Consider the following 17,313-nt stretch of genomic DNA (forward strand, 5'->3'; position numbering starts at 1 on the left):
GGATTATCGGGATGCTCAAATGCCAACAATAAATAAGGAGGTGCAACGAACGATGAAGTTACATGAGCTTTCCCCAGCTCCTGGTTCCCGCCAAGAACGCAAACGCGTTGGCCGTGGTACAGGTAGCGGTATGGGTAAAACATCTACGCGTGGTCACAAAGGTCAAAACGCTCGTTCCGGCGGTGGTGTTCGTCCGGGCTTCGAAGGCGGACAAAACCCGTTGTATCGTCGCTTGCCAAAACGCGGATTTACGAATCCTACGCGGAAAGAGTACGCGATTGTGAACATCGAGGAACTTAACAGCTTTGCGGTGGATACGGAAGTAACTCCTGAACTGTTGTTTGAACAAGGAATCGTGAAGAACGCTAAGAGCGGAATCAAGATTCTCGGCAACGGTGAAGTTACTGTCAAACTGACAGTTAAAGCGAATAAGTTCTCCCAATCTGCGGTAGAGAAAATCGAGGCTGCCGGCGGTAAAACCGAGGTGATCTAATGTTTAAAACCATTAAGAACATTTGGCACGTTCAGGACCTGCGCAACCGTATTCTCTTCACGTTGTTCATTTTCATTATCTACCGGATCGGTTCCTTCGTTCCGGTTCCGGGTGTTGATACTTCGGTATTTGAATCTGTGAACAACAGTGCTGCAAACGATTTGTTCGGGTTTCTGAATACCTTCTCGGGCGGCGCTCTCAAGAACTTCTCGATCTTTGCGCTCGGGATTATGCCGTACATCACGGCGTCCATTATTGTTCAACTGCTCTCTATGGATGTAATTCCTAAATTTGCGGAATGGGCTAAGCAAGGAGAGCACGGTAAGAAGAAGATGGCCCAGGTTACACGGTACGGAACGGTTATTTTGGCAATTATCCAGGCGTTTGCGACATCGGTCGGTTTTAACCGGATGTACAACGTAGAGATGGTGCCTAACGCCAGCTTTGCGGACTATCTGGTAATTGCGATTGTTCTGACGGCAGGTACGTCGTTCTTGATGTGGCTGGGTGAGCAGATTACGGAAAAAGGGATCGGCAACGGGATTTCGCTGATTATCTTTGCCGGGATCGTTGCTGCAATTCCATCCTATATTCAAACCATTTCGAAATCCGAGTTCATCGTGGAAGGTCAAACCTTCATGAACGTGGTGAAATCGATAGCGATTATATTGGTACTCGTCCTTATCGTCATCGGCGTTATCTACATTCAACAGGCGATCCGGAAAATTCCGGTTCAATATGCCAAACGAGTCGTAGGCAACAAAATGTACGGTGGACAAAATACCCATATTCCGCTCAAGATTAACGCAGCGGGTGTTATTCCAGTCATCTTCGCAGTTTCGCTCCTACAGTTCCCGGTTGTTATCGCCAGCTTCTGGTCGACGCATACTTGGGCGCAGTGGATCAGCAACAACTTGTCCCATGACCGTCCACTCGGTATGGTGCTTTATGTGCTGATGATCATCGGCTTTACGTTCTTCTATACATTCGTACAGATGAATCCACAGCAGATGGCCGACAACATGAAGAAGAACGGCGGATACATTCCGGGGATTCGTCCAGGGAAAACAACGGCTACTTATCTCACTCGGGTGCTTACCCGTTTGACCATGACAGGCGCGCTTTTCCTTGCGGTAATTTCTATTCTTCCAATTGGCCTTGGTGCTTTGGCTAACTTGCCTCGAAGCGTTCAAATCGGGGGTACTTCGATTCTGATCGTGATCGGCGTTGCACTGGACACGATGAAGACGATCGAAAGCCAATTGATCAAACGCCACTACAAAGGCTTCATCAATAAGTAAGCGATAGGTTCCAGGGACGAGCTCGAAGTTGAACTCACCTGGCGCCTATTGTTCTGTTTCCTATAATGAAAGATCAAAAAGTCGGTTTTTCAGCAGCAAGGAAAAAGATGACTTTTTGAACATCTTCATGCAGTCAAGTTTGGAGGGAGTGATAGACATGAACATTCTATTCATGGGACCTCCTGGAGCAGGAAAAGGAACACAAGCAGAGGTCATCGTAAACGAATTCGGCATTCCACACATCTCCACCGGTGATGCGTTCCGTCTGGCGATCAAACAGGGAACTCCTGTAGGGATCAAGGCGAAGGAATACATGGATCAAGGGCTTCTGGTGCCTGATGATGTAACGGTCGGTATCGTCCGCGAGCGTCTGCAGCAGTCCGATTGCGAAAATGGTTTTTTATTGGACGGTTTTCCAAGAACCCTTTCGCAAGCGGAAGCGCTGGAAGATCTGTTAAGCGGATTAGGTAAAGGACTGGATCATGTCATCAACCTGAAGGTAGATCGTAACAAGCTGTTGGCGCGTCTCACAGGACGTCGTATTTGCAAGTCTTGCGGATCTACTTATCATGTGATCTTTAATCCTCCTGTTCAGGAAGGTGTTTGTGATAAGTGCGGCGGCGAACTGTACCAGCGCTCCGACGATAACGAAGAGAGCGTAGGAACACGGCTGGACGAATATATCAACAAAACGGCACCTCTCCTCACGTTCTATGAAGATAAGGGCCTGCTGCGTCAAGTAGATGGTGAACAGGAAATCGGAACGGTTTCAAAAGAGATCGTATCCATACTGCGAGGTTAGGTGTAATGATCATTTGTAAATCCGAAAGTGAACTAGGCTTTATGAGAGAAGCAGGGCGAATCGTTGCGGAAACGCACAGACTCATAGCACAATCGATTGAGCCTGGAATTACGACGGGGGAACTCGATCAAATCGCCGACAAGTTCATTCGCAGTCAAAACGCTGTGCCGTCTTTCAAAGGTTATAACGGTTTTCCTTACAGCATTTGCGCTTCGGTCAACGAAGAATTGGTACATGGATTTCCCGGCAAACGCAAATTGAACGAAGGCGACATCATCACCCTTGACATTGGCGCCGAATACCGCGGTTATCACGGTGATTCGGCATGGACGTATCCGGTGGGTACGATTTCCGATGAAGCCAAGCGGCTTCTGGAAGTCACTGAAGGATCGCTCTATGCTGGCCTTGCACTCGTCAAACCAGATGTACGCTTGTACACCATTTCGCATGCGATCCAGCAGTTTATCGAGGACGCGGGATTCTCGGTGGTTCGCGAATATGTCGGTCACGGCATAGGCACGGAGCTGCATGAAGAACCGCAAATTCCTAACTACGGCACACCGGATCGTGGGCCGCGGCTGAAACCCGGCATGGTGCTGGCGATCGAGCCGATGGTAAACGCCGGCAAGCGGTACGTTAGAACGCTGGAAGATGATTGGACTGTCGTTACGGTTGACGGCTCACTGTGCGCTCATTTCGAGCATACCGTGGCGGTTACTCCGGACGGTTTAGAAATTTTCACGACATTGGATGCGTAGGTGATGAAGGTGAAGCACCCTGCAGAGCCGCAAGTCGGCCAAATCGTGAAAGCCTTAAAAGGAAGAGACGCTGGCGCCGTTTATGTGATCATCGGTATTGTGGATGAAAAATTCGCACTTATCGCGGATGGAGACAAACGAAAGTTTGACCAGCCTAAACGGAAAAATATACAGCATCTTGAGCTTCAGTCGATGATCAGCAGCGAAGTAGTTCACAGTTTGCAAGAAAGCGGCCGGGTAACGAACGGAAAACTGCGCTATGCGGTTAACGTATATATGGAATCCGCCAACTCAAACGCCGAAGAGAAAGGAGAATGACAGTGGCCAAGGAAGATGTTATTGAGGTCGAAGGTACGGTCATCGAGCCGTTGCCGAATGCTACTTTTAGAGTAGAGCTTGAGAACGGTCATCAAATTCTCGCGCATGTTTCCGGGAAATTGCGGATGCACTTTATCCGGATCCTGACGGGAGACAAAGTGGTTGTTCAATTGTCGCCATATGATCTTAGTAAAGGTCGTATTACTTATCGTAAATAGATTCCAATACCATTTGGAACGAATATGTGTTATTATATTCAGGTTGAGTAATTTAAGATGTTCAGAAGTTCGTTTTACATTCGTAAAACTTAGTTCATAGTCATCCTTACGAAGAGAGTTTTGCTTCGCAAAACTTAGCATATGCTCTCGAAGTCAGTTTTACATCCGTAAAACTTTTAGGAGGTAATCAACATGAAGGTAAGACCTTCTGTAAAGCCGATTTGCGAAAAATGCAAAGTCATTCGTCGCAAAGGCAATGTCATGGTGATTTGCGAAAATCCGAAGCACAAACAAAAACAAGGTTAAAGAAGGGGGTGTAGCGTAAAATGGCACGTATAGCTGGTGTGGATTTGCCACGTGATAAACGCGTTGAGATCGCCTTAACTTACATTTTCGGAATCGGTAAAACGACTTCTCAGAAAATCCTGTCGGAAACAGGCATCAGTCCGGACACTCGTGTTCGTGATTTGACGGAAGATGAGGTTAGCAAACTACGCGAAACGATCGACAAAACGGTCAAGGTTGAAGGCGACCTGCGTCGTGAAATTTCCTTAAATATTAAACGTTTGATTGAAATCGGCTGCTACCGCGGTGTTCGTCATCGTCGTGGATTGCCGGTTCGCGGACAACGTACTAAAACGAATGCCCGTACTCGTAAGGGTCCTCGTCGTACTGTAGCGAACAAGAAGAAATAAGAAGGGGGGATAACAGACAATGGCTAAACCAAAAAAAGTCGTACGTACTAAACGTCGTGACCGCAAAAATATTGAATCTGGCGTGGCACATATCCGCTCCACCTTCAACAACACGATCGTTACAATTACGGATCCGCACGGTAACGCAATTTCCTGGGCCAGCTCCGGCGGTCTTGGATTCAAAGGTTCCCGTAAATCCACTCCGTTTGCCGCTCAAATGGCTGCGGAATCCGCTGCAAAAGCAGCTATGGAACATGGTATGAAGAGCGTCGAGGTTATGGTTAAAGGTCCTGGAGCCGGTCGTGAAGCCGCTATCCGCTCCTTGCAAGCTGCAGGCCTTGAAGTTAACATGATAAAAGACGTGACTCCAATTCCTCATAACGGTTGCCGTCCTCCGAAACGCCGTCGTGTATAACGAAGCCGCCTCTAGTGTGGTATAACAACATCATATATTGGTAACAATGGTTGTTTAGGCATACTACATGATAGACTTCAGAAAACATGACAGTTTCCAAGGAACGACGTTTTGAAGGAGGGGTAATTTCGTGATAGAAATCGAAAAGCCGAAAATCGAGACCGTAGAAGTTAACGATGAAGGCACCTATGGGAAATTTGTAGTAGAACCACTTGAGCGTGGATATGGCACCACACTGGGCAACTCGCTTCGCCGGATTTTGCTCTCTTCTCTTCCGGGTGCTGCGGTAACCTCGGTCCAAATCGATGGTGTTCTGCATGAATTCGCGACCATTCCGGGTGTAATGGAAGACGTTACGGAGATCATCCTGAATCTGAAGGCTCTTTCGCTCAAAATCCACTCCGATGAAGAGAAAATTCTCGAAATCGATGCGGAAGGCGAAGGCGTCATCACTGCAGGCGATATCCGTGCCGACAGCGACGTGGAAATCCTGAATCCGGATTTGCATATCGCTACGCTTGAACCTGGTTCCAGACTTCATATGCGCATCTATGCCGGTCGTGGTCGTGGTTATGTTCAGGCAGATAAGAACAAACGAGATGATCAACCAATTGGTGTCATTCCCGTCGACTCGATCTATACCCCGATTGCTCGCGTCAATTACGTTGTAGAGAATACACGTGTTGGCCAAGTGACCAATTATGACAAGCTGACGCTTGAAGTATGGACCGATGGCAGCATTAGACCTGAAGAAGCGGTTAGTCTTGGTGCTAAGATTCTCACCGAGCATCTCTTCCTCTTCGTGGGACTCACGGATGAAGCGAAGGACGCAGAAATCATGGTCGAGAAGGAAGAAGACAAAAAAGAGAAAGTGCTTGAAATGACGATTGAAGAGCTCGATCTCTCCGTCCGTTCCTATAACTGCCTCAAACGTGCCGGTATCAACACGGTACAAGAGCTCACTACCAAAACTGAAGAAGATATGATGAAAGTCCGTAACCTCGGACGCAAATCTTTGGAAGAAGTGCAAGAGAAGCTCGAAGAGCTTGGTTTGGGCCTACGTACGGAAGAATAGACTGCTTAATCGTTCTAGCGAAGGAGGGAAAACTCATGGCATACCAAAAGTTGGGCCGCGATTCCAGTGCGCGTAAAGCTTTGTTCCGTGATCTGGTAACGGACCTGTTCTTATACGAACGCATCCAAACGACTGAGGCAAAAGCGAAAGAAGTTCGTTCTATCGCTGAAAAGCTGATCACCAAAGCAAAACGCGGAGATCTGCATGCCCGTCGTCAAGTTGCTGCTTATGTTCGCCGCGAATCTATCGATGGTGAAACTGACGCAATCCAAAAGCTGTTCTCGGAGCTGGCTACCCGCTATTCCGAGCGTCCAGGCGGATACACTCGTATCCTGAAACTGGGACCACGCCGCGGCGACTCTGCCCCTATGGTTTACTTGGAACTGGTAGACCGGGCTTAATTTACAGGGGATTTCCCCACCACAGTAAAACTCTCTGACGGCTCGCCGCTTTGGCTTAGCTAAGGAGAGTTTTTCTATTGTGGACACTAATCCGGCTTGTAGGAAGGAGGGCAACAATATGCGCAATCTGCTGATGACCATCAGTTATGATGGGACTCACTATTTCGGCTTTCAAACGCAACCAGGGGGCAATACGGTTCAAGATCATCTAGAAACCGTGATATCTCAGTTGACGGGGGAGAAAGTGAAGATCCACGGGTCCGGAAGAACCGATGCCGGGGTGCATGCCCGCGGTCAAACCTTCCACTTTCAGACGTCTTCGCAAATTCCGATGGAGAGATGGCGTCATGCGCTGAACGGGCGCCTTCCTTCCGATATCCGGATCACCGATGCGGTGGAGGTGCCGCTGGAGTTTCATTCCAGACGTTATGCCAAACGGAAAACCTACCGGTACTCCATTAACGGGAATAGAGTTTTTGATGTGTTCTATCGTCAGTTTCAATTGCATCATCCAGGATCGCTTGATGTACAGGCGATGCGTGAGGGATTGGCTTATTTAATCGGCACGCATGATTATACTTCGTTCGCTTCCCGCCATTCCACCAAACAAAGCCATATTAGAACGATCTATGAGGCAAGAATTGAGGTGGATTGTGAAACGGAAGGAGCCGGTACACACGAGCAAGGGATTATACACATCTATGTAACGGGAAACGGCTTTCTTCAGCATATGGTGAGAATTATTGTGGGTACATTGCTGCAGGTAGGCGAGGGTAAGCGGGCTCCGGAGGATATGAAAACGATATTGGAGGCCAAAGATCGTGCTGCCGCAGGTCCTACCGCTGAAAGCAAGGGGCTTATGCTGTGGAGAGTTGAGTACGATGAGGTTCCGGAAATACCGAATATCACAAAAATATCTCAAGATATGTCTTTTTAGCGAAACCGTCTGAGCTTTCATACGTAACAAAACAAAGCAAATAAACATTAATGAGAACCTTAGGAGGGCGAATACCCAATGAAGTGTCCCGTTTGTAATGATGTTCGTATGAGAGAAGTCGAGAAGGATGGCGTATTGATTGATGTTTGTCCGGATTGTAAAGGCGTTTGGTTGGACCGTGGTGAACTGGAGAAGCTGATGAGCGAGATCCGGCAGATTCGGCCGGCGTTTAATGAGTGGTACGATGGCCATGACGACGGCGGACAGGCATATGATCGGAAAGAGAAGGAATATCGAAATCCGGATCCCCAATATGGATCTGCCCGCCCTCAGCAAAACTATGATCCGAGGGTGCAGCAGCAAGGCTATAACCAGGGGTATCCCCAAGGGCACCATAAACACAAGAAGAAGAAATCCGTTCTTGATGTGTTCGGAGATCTTTTTGATTAAACTTTGCATTTCAGCCCAAAAAAGACTTGCACAAGTAATCCCCATCCTGTAGAATAAAAGTTGTGTTTTCTTAACGGCTATCCCACAGCCCCCAGTTGAGAAAACCGCATAACCGTGCAATACGCAACACTAATCAGGCATATAAAAACGATGTAACATAAATGGCGAGAAGCGGTCAAGGAACCCGAAGGCCAGATCGTTTTTACGCATCCATGAACCATTTCGAACGAGAATGAAGGAGGATCTTTTCATGCGTACCACCTATATGGCGAAGCCAAGCGAAGTTGAGCGCAACTGGCATATCATCGATGCCGAAGGCAAAACGCTGGGCCGTTTGGCAAGCGAAGCCGCTGCTCTGATCCGCGGCAAACACAAACCACAATTCACTCCACACGTTGACGGCGGCGACTTTGTTGTTGTCATCAATGCTGAGAAAATTGTTTTGACTGGTAAAAAGCTGGATAACAAGAAATACTATCGTCACTCCCTGCATCCAGGCGGCTTGAAAGTGACAGTTGCTAAGGATCTTTTGAAAACAAAACCAGAACGTGTAATCGAGTCCGCTGTACACGGCATGCTGCCAAAAACTCGTCAAGGCGAGAAAATGAAGCTTAGACTGAAAGTCTATGCCGGCACAGAGCATCCACATGCAGCACAAAAACCTGAAGTTTACGAACTTCGCGGATAATTAAAAGGGAGGACAGTTTCATGGCACAAGTACAATACTATGGGACAGGTCGTCGTAAACATTCGGTAGCTCGTGTTCGCCTTGTACCGGGTGAAGGACGCATTGTCATCAATAAACGCGATATTAATGAATATTTCGGTTTGGAAACCCTCAAACTGATCGTTAAACAACCTCTGACTTTGACTGAGACGCTGGGCAGCTACGATGTAATCGTAATCGCTCATGGCGGCGGTATCTCCGGTCAAGCTGGCGCAATCCGCCACGGGATTTCCCGTGCATTGCTCAAAGCAGACCCAGAATTCCGTCCTTCGCTCAAAAAAGCAGGATTCTTGACTCGTGACCCACGGATGAAAGAACGTAAGAAATACGGTCTCAAAGCCGCTCGTCGCGCGCCACAGTTCTCGAAACGTTAATATTCCTTTTGCGTTTGCAGCTGGAATTGCAGCCCTTGGCCTTTATTGGTCAAGGGCTTTTATTTTTTTTGATAAAAAGACCCCACTTTCCGGAAGAAAGTTGGGTCTTTTTTGTTGACTTATGGAGAGAATGCCCTATACTTTAAACTATAAATCATATAAGTTTAGTCGGTATTTGTTGTTGGAAATAGGCATTATTACATTATTTATACAAGCAAAGGGGCGAAAAAGATGAATTTGCTGGAGAAAGAAAATTTGATTCAGACCAAAGCCGAGGAACTGGAATCGGCTACTCCGGAACAGATCATTGCATGGGCTGTTGAAACGTTTCCTAATATTACTTTTGCGTGCAGCTTCGGGGCAGAGGATGTTGTCCTGGTGGATATGCTGCAAAAAGTAAGTCCCTCCACGGATATTTTTTATCTGGATACGGATTTTCATTTCAAAGAAACCTACGAAACCCGTGATGCTTTAGTAGCCCGTTATGAACTCGATTTTGTCCGCGTTTCTCCGGTCATTTCACCGGAAGAGCAAGCGATTCGGCATGGAGAGGAACTATGGAAATCGGATCCTAATGCCTGCTGTAACATCCGGAAAGTCGAACCGTTAACCCGGATCTTGTCCCAATATGAAGCATGGATTACCGGAATTCGCCGAGATCAGGCACCGACGCGGGCAAATGCCAAAAAAATCGAGTATGACGCCAAATTCGGGTTGGTGAAATTTAATCCATTGGCGAATTGGAGTAATGAAGATGTCTGGAATTATATCCACGAGAATGATGTCATCTATAATCCGCTGCATGACCGTAATTATCCGAGTATCGGCTGCGAGTACTGCACTCGTCAGGTAATGCCGGGCGAAGACCCTCGAGCCGGACGTTGGGCCGGTTCCGAGAAGACGGAGTGCGGACTTCATAAATAATCACGCTAATCAGTTTTAGGAATAAGGAGAGATGATAATGACGGCAATTTTACCGCATGGCGGCAGCCTGGTAAACCGACTGGCGACCGGCGTGGAACGAGAGCGTTTGTTGGCGGAGGCCAAGGAACTGCAATCCGTTAAAATCAGTACTTGGGCTATATCTGATTTGGATTTGATCGGAGTAGGGGCATTCTCGCCGTTAACGGGATTTTTGAACGAGGAAGACTATCGGTCGGTAGTGCAACGCATGCGTCTGGCTGACGGCACCGTATGGAGCATCCCGATCACGTTGTCCGTGAGCGAGGAAGATTCGCAGACTTTAGCCATCGGCGAGAAGGTGGCGCTGGTTGGTGAACAGGATGGGATTATATACGGTTTGCTGAATGTGGGAAGTATCTATACGGTAGATCAGAAGGAAGAGGCGATTAACGTCTTTAAAACGGATGATGAAGAGCATCCGGGGGTTAAGAAACTTTACGAGCGTTCTCCCATTTATGTGGGCGGAGAGGTTACGGTGCTAAACCGTCCAAATCCTGAACGGTTCGGTGAGTTTTATTTTGATCCTGCAGTGACCCGCCGTATTTTTGCCGAGAAAGGCTGGAAAAGCGTTGTCGGCTTCCAGACCCGCAATCCGGTTCATCGGGCTCATGAATATATCCAGAAGAGCGCGCTTGAAATCGTCGACGGATTATTTCTCAATCCGCTGGTCGGAGAGACCAAATCCGATGACGTACCCGCCGACGTGAGAATGAAGAGCTATCTGGTTCTTTTGGAAAATTATTATCCGAAGGATCGTACTTTCCTGGGCGTGTTTCCTGCCGCTATGCGGTACGCAGGTCCGAGAGAGGCGATTTTCCATGCCATGGTGCGGAAAAATTACGGATGTACCCATTTTATCGTTGGACGCGATCATGCCGGTGTCGGCGATTACTATGGCACATATGAAGCGCAGGAGATTTTTTCGAACTTTACGGCTGAGGAACTTGGGATTTCGCCTTTGTTTTTCGAACACAGCTTCTTCTGCACGAAGTGCGGAAATATGGCTTCCAGCAAGACCTGTCCTCATCCGAAGGAAGATCATATGACCCTGTCCGGTACGAAAGTTAGAGGATTACTCCGCGAAGGGATCTGCCCGCCTCCTGAATTCACGCGTCCGGAAGTGGCCAGAGTCCTGATCGAGGGCATGAGCCATCAGGTTGTAATTTAATCCGCGATCTATCGTGATCAAAGTCAGCTTTTCAGCACCGAGAAGGTTGGATGAAAGTGAGAGTGAGGAGCGGAGCGTAGGCTGAACCTACGTGAGCACCTGAAATGTTACCGTAGGGAACATGCTTCGGAAGCATACGCTTAGGAGCAATTGAATTCAAGATTCGAAGTCGAGTTACTTCTTGTGTTACTTCGTGATCAAAAGTTGACGGTCATATTTGTCCACCTCGTCCCATATGATGATTAATGTCATTAGGGACGGAGGTGGCTTTTTTATGGGTTCCAGAGATAAGGTGAGCGTTTGGATCTCGCTGAGCCATATCAAAAAGGCAGTGATCGGCATAGCGTTGGTCGGCATGCTTGCGGGGTTGGCTATTTACGAGATCCCATCGGCGAAAGTATGGACGTATTGGAGTCTTCCGCTGGCTGGACAGACTATCGTGCTTGATGCCGGACATGGGGGCCCTGATGGGGGAGCCGTAAGTAAACAGGGGATCATTGAAAAAGATATTAATCTGGCGGTTGCGCTGTACTTGCGCGATTATTTGCAACAGGCCGGTGCGATCGTCGTGATGACCCGGGAGGACGACCGCGATCTGGCAGATGCGGAGACGAAAGGGTATAAGAAAAGAAAAACGGAGGACCTGAAGCAGCGCGTCCGTTTTATAGAAGAGCAAGAGGCTAAATTGTTCCTAAGCATTCATATGAACAGTGTGCCTTCGCCCCGCTGGCGTGGTGCGCAAACTTTTTATTATCCCAATAACGGGAATAGCGCCAACTTGGCGGATCTGATCCAACAGGAATTGAGACGAAATCTGGAAAATACCGATCGGGTTGCAAAGCAGTCCGACAAGACGGTATATGTGCTGGAGGCTTTAAAGATTCCGGCTGCTCTGGTGGAGGTCGGATTTCTTTCCCACCCCGAGGAGTCGGGGTTGCTGGGAGATGAAAGGTATCAGCGAAAAGTGGCTGCGTCCATCTATCAGGGGATACTCCGGTACAGCTCTGGGGAATCGGGAAAACCAGCAGATATCGACAAGTAATGATATAATAATTGTCATAATGGAAGTCATTATGATATCAGTAAAGTCGAGGTGCTGTCATTGATAACGAAGGAGCAACTTGAAGCCGTGCTCCGGCCGGTCGCGGAACCGGCGTTAAAGCGGAGTTTGATCGAAATGCAGTGGATCCGGGACATAATGATTAAAGAAGGCCGCGTATCCCTTACCGTTGTCGCCCTGGAGAAAGACGGGGACGCGCAGCAAGCCGTAGCCGAGGAGATCCGATTCCGGCTGGCGGAAGCAGGGATACAGGATGTGCATCTGCGTTTTCGCGTAGCATCGGAGCATGAGCGTGAACAAGCTGGCTACTCGATGAACACCTCTGCTTCGGAAGCTGAAGAACCGGCGATCAAAGGACATGGAGCGGGTTTGGAGCATCTCCCTGTACTTGATCCGGAAGCCGGAGTAAACTTTATCGCTGTCGCGAGCGGTAAAGGCGGGGTCGGCAAGTCGACCGTAACGGTCAATCTTGCGGTAGCCCTTGCCAGACTTGGCAAGCGCGTAGGCTTGATTGATGCGGATATTTACGGCTTTAGCGTACCCGACATGATGGGAATCGAAACCGCTCCCACCGTGGAAGATGGCGCCATCATTCCGGTTGAACGCTTCGGGGTGAAGGTTATGTCGATGGGTTTCTTCATCCAGGACAACAATCCCGTAATTTGGCGGGGACCGATGCTTGGAAAAATGCTGCGCCAATTTTTTAACGACGTGAATTGGGGCGACCTTGACTATATGCTGCTCGACCTGCCGCCTGGAACGGGGGATATCGCGTTGGATGTGCATCAGATGATTCCTCAGAGCCGGGAGATTATCGTAACCACCCCTCATGCCACGGCGGCATTCGTGGCCGCGCGGGCGGGTGCGATGGCGCTGCAGACCGAGCACGAAGTGCTTGGCGTAGTGGAAAATATGGCATATTACGAATGTTCCTCCTGTGGACAAAAGGACTACATCTTTGGACGCGGCGGGGGCGGGAGATTGGCCGAAACGCTTCATACCGAACTTTTGGCCCAAATCCCGGTCAGCGCGCCGGACAACCATCCTTCCGAGCCGGACTTTTCACCGTCTGTTTATAAGGCGGAATCGTCAGTCGGGCAAATATACAAGGACGTAGCTTTAAATATAATCGACAAATGTACAAAAGACTGACCCTAGGGGTCAGTCTTTATTTTACTTAGGATCCGCCGCTGCCGCCTTGACTGTCGGTGCCGCTGCCGCCTTCCTGGCCGCCGCCTTCTTGACCGCCTTCTCCGCCTTCCTTCGGGGCTTTTTCCACTTTAGGCTGAAGCTGTTCCTGAACGACGGTTTTGAGAAGCTCCATAACCTCCATTTTGAAGAGGGGACTTTGCATGGCTTCCTGCATAACCGTCATCGATTGTTTGCGGAAGTCGGATGTTTTGGTAAGGTCGAGGAACATCTTCATGACCTCAGGCGACTTCATAATTTCACTGACCGATTTTTGATACGCCGGATCTTTGATAAGCTCCATATGCATTTGTTTGCTCTGCGAATTGACCGCTTTGGCAAAATCGCCGGCAAATTGCGGGTCGGTCATGATTTTTTCCAGCTCTTTCTTGTATTCCGGGGCCGTGATGGTTTCCTTTACGGCCATGCGGATTTGATCGGAGGATTGACCCGGAAGGATCATTTTGATGCCGAAGCTTCCACCGCCGCCACCCGAAGACCCGGAGCCTCCGGACTCTCCGGAACTGCCTTCGCCCTCGGATCCCGAACCGGATTCGGACCCCGACTCGGAACCGGAACTCGACCCTTCTTGTCCGCCTCCGCTGCTTCCCCCGCCGGATCCGCCGCTTAATGCTTCATATATAGCTTTTTTACCGTCATCGGTCTTCAAAATATCGATAACCATGGATTTGGTGTCTTTATATCCTCCCCCACCCTGCGAAGAGGAGGAGCTTTGTTCAGAACCGCAGGCCGCCAGCGGAAGAGTAAATAAACATAAAATGCATGCAAACCAACGATATAAATGCCGTTTCATGGTTCCATCCTCCTTGTGCTTCTTGTCGCTGTCCATAGTATGCGGCCACAAAAAAGGATTTATCCAACCGAAAACAATGGTTTTTTAGCGGGATCGTTGGTAAAATATTTCGTTAGTGGGGGTGGCACGGTTGAACTTGAAAAAATGGCTGTTTTTATTTTGGACAACCTTGGTAGTGGGCGCTGTCGGTTCGCTTGTAGTCGGTTTATTGCTGCAGTTGACGAATACCGTTCAACTGAACGGAACGGCAGATCTGCTGGTGAATATCGGAATTTTACTTGGGGTCGGTGTCATGGTTAGCGTATATTCCCAGATGGGATTCTTCGCCTATATGATGATAAATTATATGGGAACGGGCGTATTTTCCCGCATGACCTGGCTGTATGTTCAGATTGTACTCGCCGCACTTGCCTTGTTGGAGCTAATGTTCTTCCGTACTTTTGTGGGGCGGGAAGGCAAGGGAGCGTCCGACTTGATATTCGGCGTTATTGTGTTGGTGATTGCATGTGTCGTTGCTTACCTCAAAGTTAAAATGACGAACCGGTCTGCCTGGGTTCCTACCTTATTCTTCATGATCGCCGTAACGATCGTTGAAATCGTAGGGGTACTAAAGATCGGCGTAGATCAGGCCACCGCCTGGATAGCTGCGCCGTTAATCGCATGCAATGCTTACCAGATTCTGATTCTGCATCGCGTATTGAAGCCTAAACCGAAAACAGTCTGACCAAAAGCCCGGTGATCATCACCGGGCTTTTTTGATCTTTTTTAACTGTCGTCGATAGCTGGTGTAAATGGGTAATGTTTGAATTACATACCGGCTGCCGTATTAATCTGTCCTTGAAGCCAGGCCTGATCGCGGACCTGATTCCCGTTTACCCCGGCTTCCTGCAACAGATCGGATACCGTTACAAACTCATAACCTTTTTTACGGAGTTCATCGATAATGATGGGAAGAGCTTCATGGGTTTGTTTCGCGGAATCGCTGGCATGCAATAATACAATGTCTCCGGGATGCGCTTTTCCGACCACGCGATTTACGATCGTATCGGTTCCTTTATTCATCCAGTCCTGAGAGTCGGTATCCCATTGAATGACTTTGTAGCCGAGGCCGTCGGCTATTTTCAGCACGCGCTTGTCAAAATCCCCGTTCGGCAGACGCAGCAAATTTGGCGATTTTCCGGTCAGATCGGTTAAAATAGTATGAGCCGCCGTCAGTTGCTTAGAAATATCTTCTTCACTCAGCTCACTGTAATTCGTATGTTTATGGCCATGGCTGCCGATTTCATAACCTTGTTGCTGAATGCTTTTTACCAATTCGGGATGGCTTTTGCTCCAGGGGGACGAGAGGAAGAAGGTTGCTTTCTGGACGTTTTTATCCTTCAGTACTTTGAGGATCGGCTCGGTACGCTTATCTCCCCAACTGATATCGAAGGTCAACGCGATGACCTTTTTCTCTGTGGATACACTATAAATAGCTGTCGGGCTGCTCTCTTCGGAGAAGACAGTAATATGGCCTTGTTCCACATAGATCACACCTGCTGCAAATAGCGCCGCGGCAAAAACAAAGAAAAACCTTTTGATCTTCTTCCCGTTCAGGACATAGAAGAAATTGTTCATATGATTGTTGCCCCTCTCATTATGAGATTGAAATTTGATCCGCTTGTACTAATGTATGCTCGTACCGTTTTGCTTTATGACCCCGATTAGAATAAGGAGGACTTATGAATATGTTGTCATTGCGCCGATTTTTTCTGGATTTATCCAGGTATAAAAAAATGATGTGGATATCGCTGTTATTGTTTACTATTGGAATCCTTCTAGGTGCGGCGGGATCGGAAAGCATTGCGAGACTGGTCGAGCCGCAGCTTGAAAGCCTCAGAGGGTATAGCCGCCAATTGTCGCAATCGCCGGTGCCGGAACTTAGCTTTTTTAAATTCATTTTCCTAAATAATGCGGTGAAAAGCGTGGCCGTCATTCTCTTAGGTGCCTTGCTTGGATTGTTCCCGGCTATTTTTTTACTGATGAATGGGATGGTGTTGGGACTGGTGGTGTCGCTTGCGGCGTCTCAGGGGGAGAATTTGTTTGAATTGATCGTACTTGGATTGTTACCTCATGGAATCATCGAAATTCCAGCCATCCTCATTGCCTCTGCATTTGGTCTTCAGTTTGGTTATCTGGTGCTGAAAGGGGTTGGAGAATTGGGAGCAAGGGACCGGGGCGATCGTACTGTGAAGTGGGGAGAATTTCTGACCTCGGCGGGACGCGGAGCGTTTTGGATCGTAGTATTCTTGTTGGTCGCGGCGGTTATAGAAAGTACGGTCACATATCATCTGGTTCGTTAAAATAAAATCGTTTGTCATAATTTTCCCGGAAAGTGAGCATACCATTAAAGCGGTTCAAAAGAACGAGTTTATACGGGCAGGTATGAGGTTAATCAATACCCAGGATATGTAAAGTGTGGAGCGCCCCGGAAAAGTCCTAACCTACGTCCAAGTAAAAATCGTCACTTCGCTGAAAAGGAGCTGTTCTTAATTATGCTGGGAATGTTATTTAACGAAAAAGAATGCAAAGAACTGGATTATGTGCTTCGTAAAGAGTTGGATGAGATGCTGCTTGATTTGAGCGACCAGCGTTTGGATCATGAGATTCGCCACGCCATTGCCAATCGGTACAAAACCGTATTCCGGATGTATGCCCGGTTTGCGCCTTCCAAAGAACTCTCCAAGTATGCCCGTAAAGGGTAGTTTTCATATAACGCATAATAGGATATAATTGGATTTGACTTTACTGTTTTGAATATGGTAAATTATCAGACGTTCCGCTTTTTAGGGAACGGCCAAGAGTATGGTCGGCAGGATAACATTGAAAACAAAAACTTTCAAAAAACTCTTGCAAAGAACATGCTCCCTATGGTATATTATAAAAGTCGCCGCTGGAACGCAGCGACGGACGAAAGCGAAAGTTGATCTTTGAAAACTGAACAACGAGTGAGTATTAAAATGAGAATTAATTTTCTCGTCAGTTTTTTGAAATGAGCAAGTCAAACACTTTGATGGAAAGCCACTCCCTTTCAGGAGAGTAGATCCTTCCATCTTTATTGGAGAGTTTGATCCTGGCTCAGGACGAACGCTGGCGGCGTGCCTAATACATGCAAGT

Annotated in this window: 24 protein-coding genes and 1 rRNA gene; 23 read left to right on the top strand and 2 right to left on the bottom strand. The window is 48.1% G+C overall.

What is annotated here, in order from left to right:
* Positions 1-52 precede the first annotated feature (52 nt).
* From rplO to ACLB09_RS25640, 19 genes are all read left to right on the top strand, one after another.
* On the top strand, positions 53-493 hold the full coding sequence (gene rplO, locus ACLB09_RS25550) for a 50S ribosomal protein L15 (protein WP_410772622.1): 441 nt from the start codon (positions 53-55) through the stop codon (positions 491-493).
* The gene (gene secY, locus ACLB09_RS25555) at positions 493-1,794 is read left to right on the top strand and encodes a preprotein translocase subunit SecY (RefSeq protein WP_410772623.1); all 1,302 of its coding nucleotides are present in this window, start codon (positions 493-495) and stop codon (positions 1,792-1,794) included. The genes rplO and secY overlap by 1 nt, the downstream gene beginning before the upstream one ends.
* Before the next feature lie 157 nt (positions 1,795-1,951).
* Positions 1,952-2,596, top strand: a complete 645-nt coding sequence (locus tag ACLB09_RS25560; RefSeq protein WP_410772624.1) for an adenylate kinase — start codon at positions 1,952-1,954, stop codon at positions 2,594-2,596.
* A 5-nt stretch (positions 2,597-2,601) separates the two neighbouring features.
* Positions 2,602-3,354 carry a type I methionyl aminopeptidase gene (map, locus tag ACLB09_RS25565; protein WP_410772625.1) on the top strand — a complete coding sequence of 251 codons (753 nt, stop codon included), beginning with the start codon at positions 2,602-2,604 and terminating at the stop codon, positions 3,352-3,354.
* Between the two features lie 3 nt (positions 3,355-3,357).
* Complete coding sequence (locus ACLB09_RS25570; protein ID WP_410772626.1) at positions 3,358-3,672, top strand: hypothetical protein; 315 nt, start codon at positions 3,358-3,360, stop codon at positions 3,670-3,672.
* Positions 3,673-3,674: 2 nt separating this feature from the next.
* Positions 3,675-3,890, top strand: coding sequence for a translation initiation factor IF-1 (gene infA, locus ACLB09_RS25575; protein WP_006676514.1), 216 nt, complete (start codon positions 3,675-3,677; stop codon positions 3,888-3,890).
* A 192-nt stretch (positions 3,891-4,082) separates the two neighbouring features.
* Positions 4,083-4,196 (top strand): 50S ribosomal protein L36, encoded by a 114-nt coding sequence (gene rpmJ / locus ACLB09_RS25580; protein WP_003333770.1) that lies wholly within the window; start codon positions 4,083-4,085, stop codon positions 4,194-4,196.
* Positions 4,197-4,216: 20 nt separating this feature from the next.
* On the top strand, positions 4,217-4,585 hold the full coding sequence (gene rpsM, locus ACLB09_RS25585) for a 30S ribosomal protein S13 (protein ID WP_410772627.1): 369 nt from the start codon (positions 4,217-4,219) through the stop codon (positions 4,583-4,585).
* A gap of 19 nt (positions 4,586-4,604) precedes the next feature.
* The gene (gene rpsK / locus ACLB09_RS25590) at positions 4,605-5,000 is read left to right on the top strand and encodes a 30S ribosomal protein S11 (RefSeq protein ID WP_018753969.1); all 396 of its coding nucleotides are present in this window, start codon (positions 4,605-4,607) and stop codon (positions 4,998-5,000) included.
* Positions 5,001-5,130: 130 nt separating this feature from the next.
* The gene (locus tag ACLB09_RS25595; protein ID WP_410772628.1) at positions 5,131-6,075 is read left to right on the top strand and encodes a DNA-directed RNA polymerase subunit alpha; all 945 of its coding nucleotides are present in this window, start codon (positions 5,131-5,133) and stop codon (positions 6,073-6,075) included.
* Positions 6,076-6,110: 35 nt separating this feature from the next.
* On the top strand, positions 6,111-6,476 hold the full coding sequence (gene rplQ, locus ACLB09_RS25600; protein ID WP_410772629.1) for a 50S ribosomal protein L17: 366 nt from the start codon (positions 6,111-6,113) through the stop codon (positions 6,474-6,476).
* 118 nt (positions 6,477-6,594) lie between these two features.
* Positions 6,595-7,413: a tRNA pseudouridine(38-40) synthase TruA gene (truA, locus tag ACLB09_RS25605; protein ID WP_410772630.1), complete on the top strand. Its 819-nt coding sequence runs from the start codon at positions 6,595-6,597 to the stop codon at positions 7,411-7,413.
* A gap of 78 nt (positions 7,414-7,491) precedes the next feature.
* Positions 7,492-7,863: a TFIIB-type zinc ribbon-containing protein gene (locus ACLB09_RS25610; protein WP_410772631.1), complete on the top strand. Its 372-nt coding sequence runs from the start codon at positions 7,492-7,494 to the stop codon at positions 7,861-7,863.
* A gap of 250 nt (positions 7,864-8,113) precedes the next feature.
* A complete protein-coding gene (gene rplM / locus ACLB09_RS25615) occupies positions 8,114-8,551 on the top strand; it encodes a 50S ribosomal protein L13 (protein ID WP_410772632.1) in 438 nt (145 codons plus the stop codon).
* A gap of 20 nt (positions 8,552-8,571) precedes the next feature.
* Positions 8,572-8,964 (top strand): 30S ribosomal protein S9, encoded by a 393-nt coding sequence (rpsI, locus tag ACLB09_RS25620; RefSeq protein ID WP_114498948.1) that lies wholly within the window; start codon positions 8,572-8,574, stop codon positions 8,962-8,964.
* A gap of 231 nt (positions 8,965-9,195) precedes the next feature.
* Complete coding sequence (locus tag ACLB09_RS25625; RefSeq protein WP_410772633.1) at positions 9,196-9,888, top strand: phosphoadenylyl-sulfate reductase; 693 nt, start codon at positions 9,196-9,198, stop codon at positions 9,886-9,888.
* 37 nt (positions 9,889-9,925) lie between these two features.
* A complete protein-coding gene (gene sat, locus ACLB09_RS25630; RefSeq protein WP_410772634.1) occupies positions 9,926-11,095 on the top strand; it encodes a sulfate adenylyltransferase in 1,170 nt (389 codons plus the stop codon).
* A 274-nt stretch (positions 11,096-11,369) separates the two neighbouring features.
* Positions 11,370-12,137 (top strand): N-acetylmuramoyl-L-alanine amidase CwlD, encoded by a 768-nt coding sequence (gene cwlD / locus ACLB09_RS25635; RefSeq protein WP_410772635.1) that lies wholly within the window; start codon positions 11,370-11,372, stop codon positions 12,135-12,137.
* 60 nt (positions 12,138-12,197) lie between these two features.
* Positions 12,198-13,307 carry an Mrp/NBP35 family ATP-binding protein gene (locus ACLB09_RS25640; protein ID WP_410772636.1) on the top strand — a complete coding sequence of 370 codons (1,110 nt, stop codon included), beginning with the start codon at positions 12,198-12,200 and terminating at the stop codon, positions 13,305-13,307.
* A 25-nt stretch (positions 13,308-13,332) separates the two neighbouring features.
* Here ACLB09_RS25640 and gerD read toward each other — a convergent pair whose 3' ends face one another.
* Positions 13,333-14,157 (bottom strand): spore germination lipoprotein GerD, encoded by an 825-nt coding sequence (gene gerD, locus ACLB09_RS25645; RefSeq protein ID WP_410772637.1) that lies wholly within the window; start codon positions 14,155-14,157, stop codon positions 13,333-13,335.
* 130 nt (positions 14,158-14,287) lie between these two features.
* On the opposite strand from gerD, the gene ACLB09_RS25650 reads away from it, so the two are divergent.
* Positions 14,288-14,881 (top strand): KinB-signaling pathway activation protein, encoded by a 594-nt coding sequence (locus ACLB09_RS25650; RefSeq protein WP_410772638.1) that lies wholly within the window; start codon positions 14,288-14,290, stop codon positions 14,879-14,881.
* Between the two features lie 83 nt (positions 14,882-14,964).
* Here ACLB09_RS25650 and pdaB read toward each other — a convergent pair whose 3' ends face one another.
* Positions 14,965-15,774, bottom strand: a complete 810-nt coding sequence (gene pdaB, locus ACLB09_RS25655; RefSeq protein WP_410772639.1) for a polysaccharide deacetylase family sporulation protein PdaB — start codon at positions 15,772-15,774, stop codon at positions 14,965-14,967.
* A gap of 104 nt (positions 15,775-15,878) precedes the next feature.
* Here pdaB and ACLB09_RS25660 point away from each other — a divergent pair, with 104 nt between their 5' ends.
* The 3 genes from ACLB09_RS25660 to ACLB09_RS25670 form a co-directional block, all read left to right on the top strand.
* Complete coding sequence (locus ACLB09_RS25660) at positions 15,879-16,499, top strand: stage II sporulation protein M (RefSeq protein WP_410772640.1); 621 nt, start codon at positions 15,879-15,881, stop codon at positions 16,497-16,499.
* Positions 16,500-16,691: 192 nt separating this feature from the next.
* A complete protein-coding gene (locus tag ACLB09_RS25665) occupies positions 16,692-16,901 on the top strand; it encodes a hypothetical protein (RefSeq protein WP_114498939.1) in 210 nt (69 codons plus the stop codon).
* Between the two features lie 350 nt (positions 16,902-17,251).
* A 16S ribosomal RNA gene (locus ACLB09_RS25670) occupies positions 17,252-17,313 on the top strand; the annotation flags it as partial.

The sequence above is a fragment of the Fontibacillus forbon genome (assembly GCF_046559655.1).
Taxonomy (GTDB): Bacteria; Bacillota; Bacilli; order Paenibacillales; family Paenibacillaceae; genus Fontibacillus.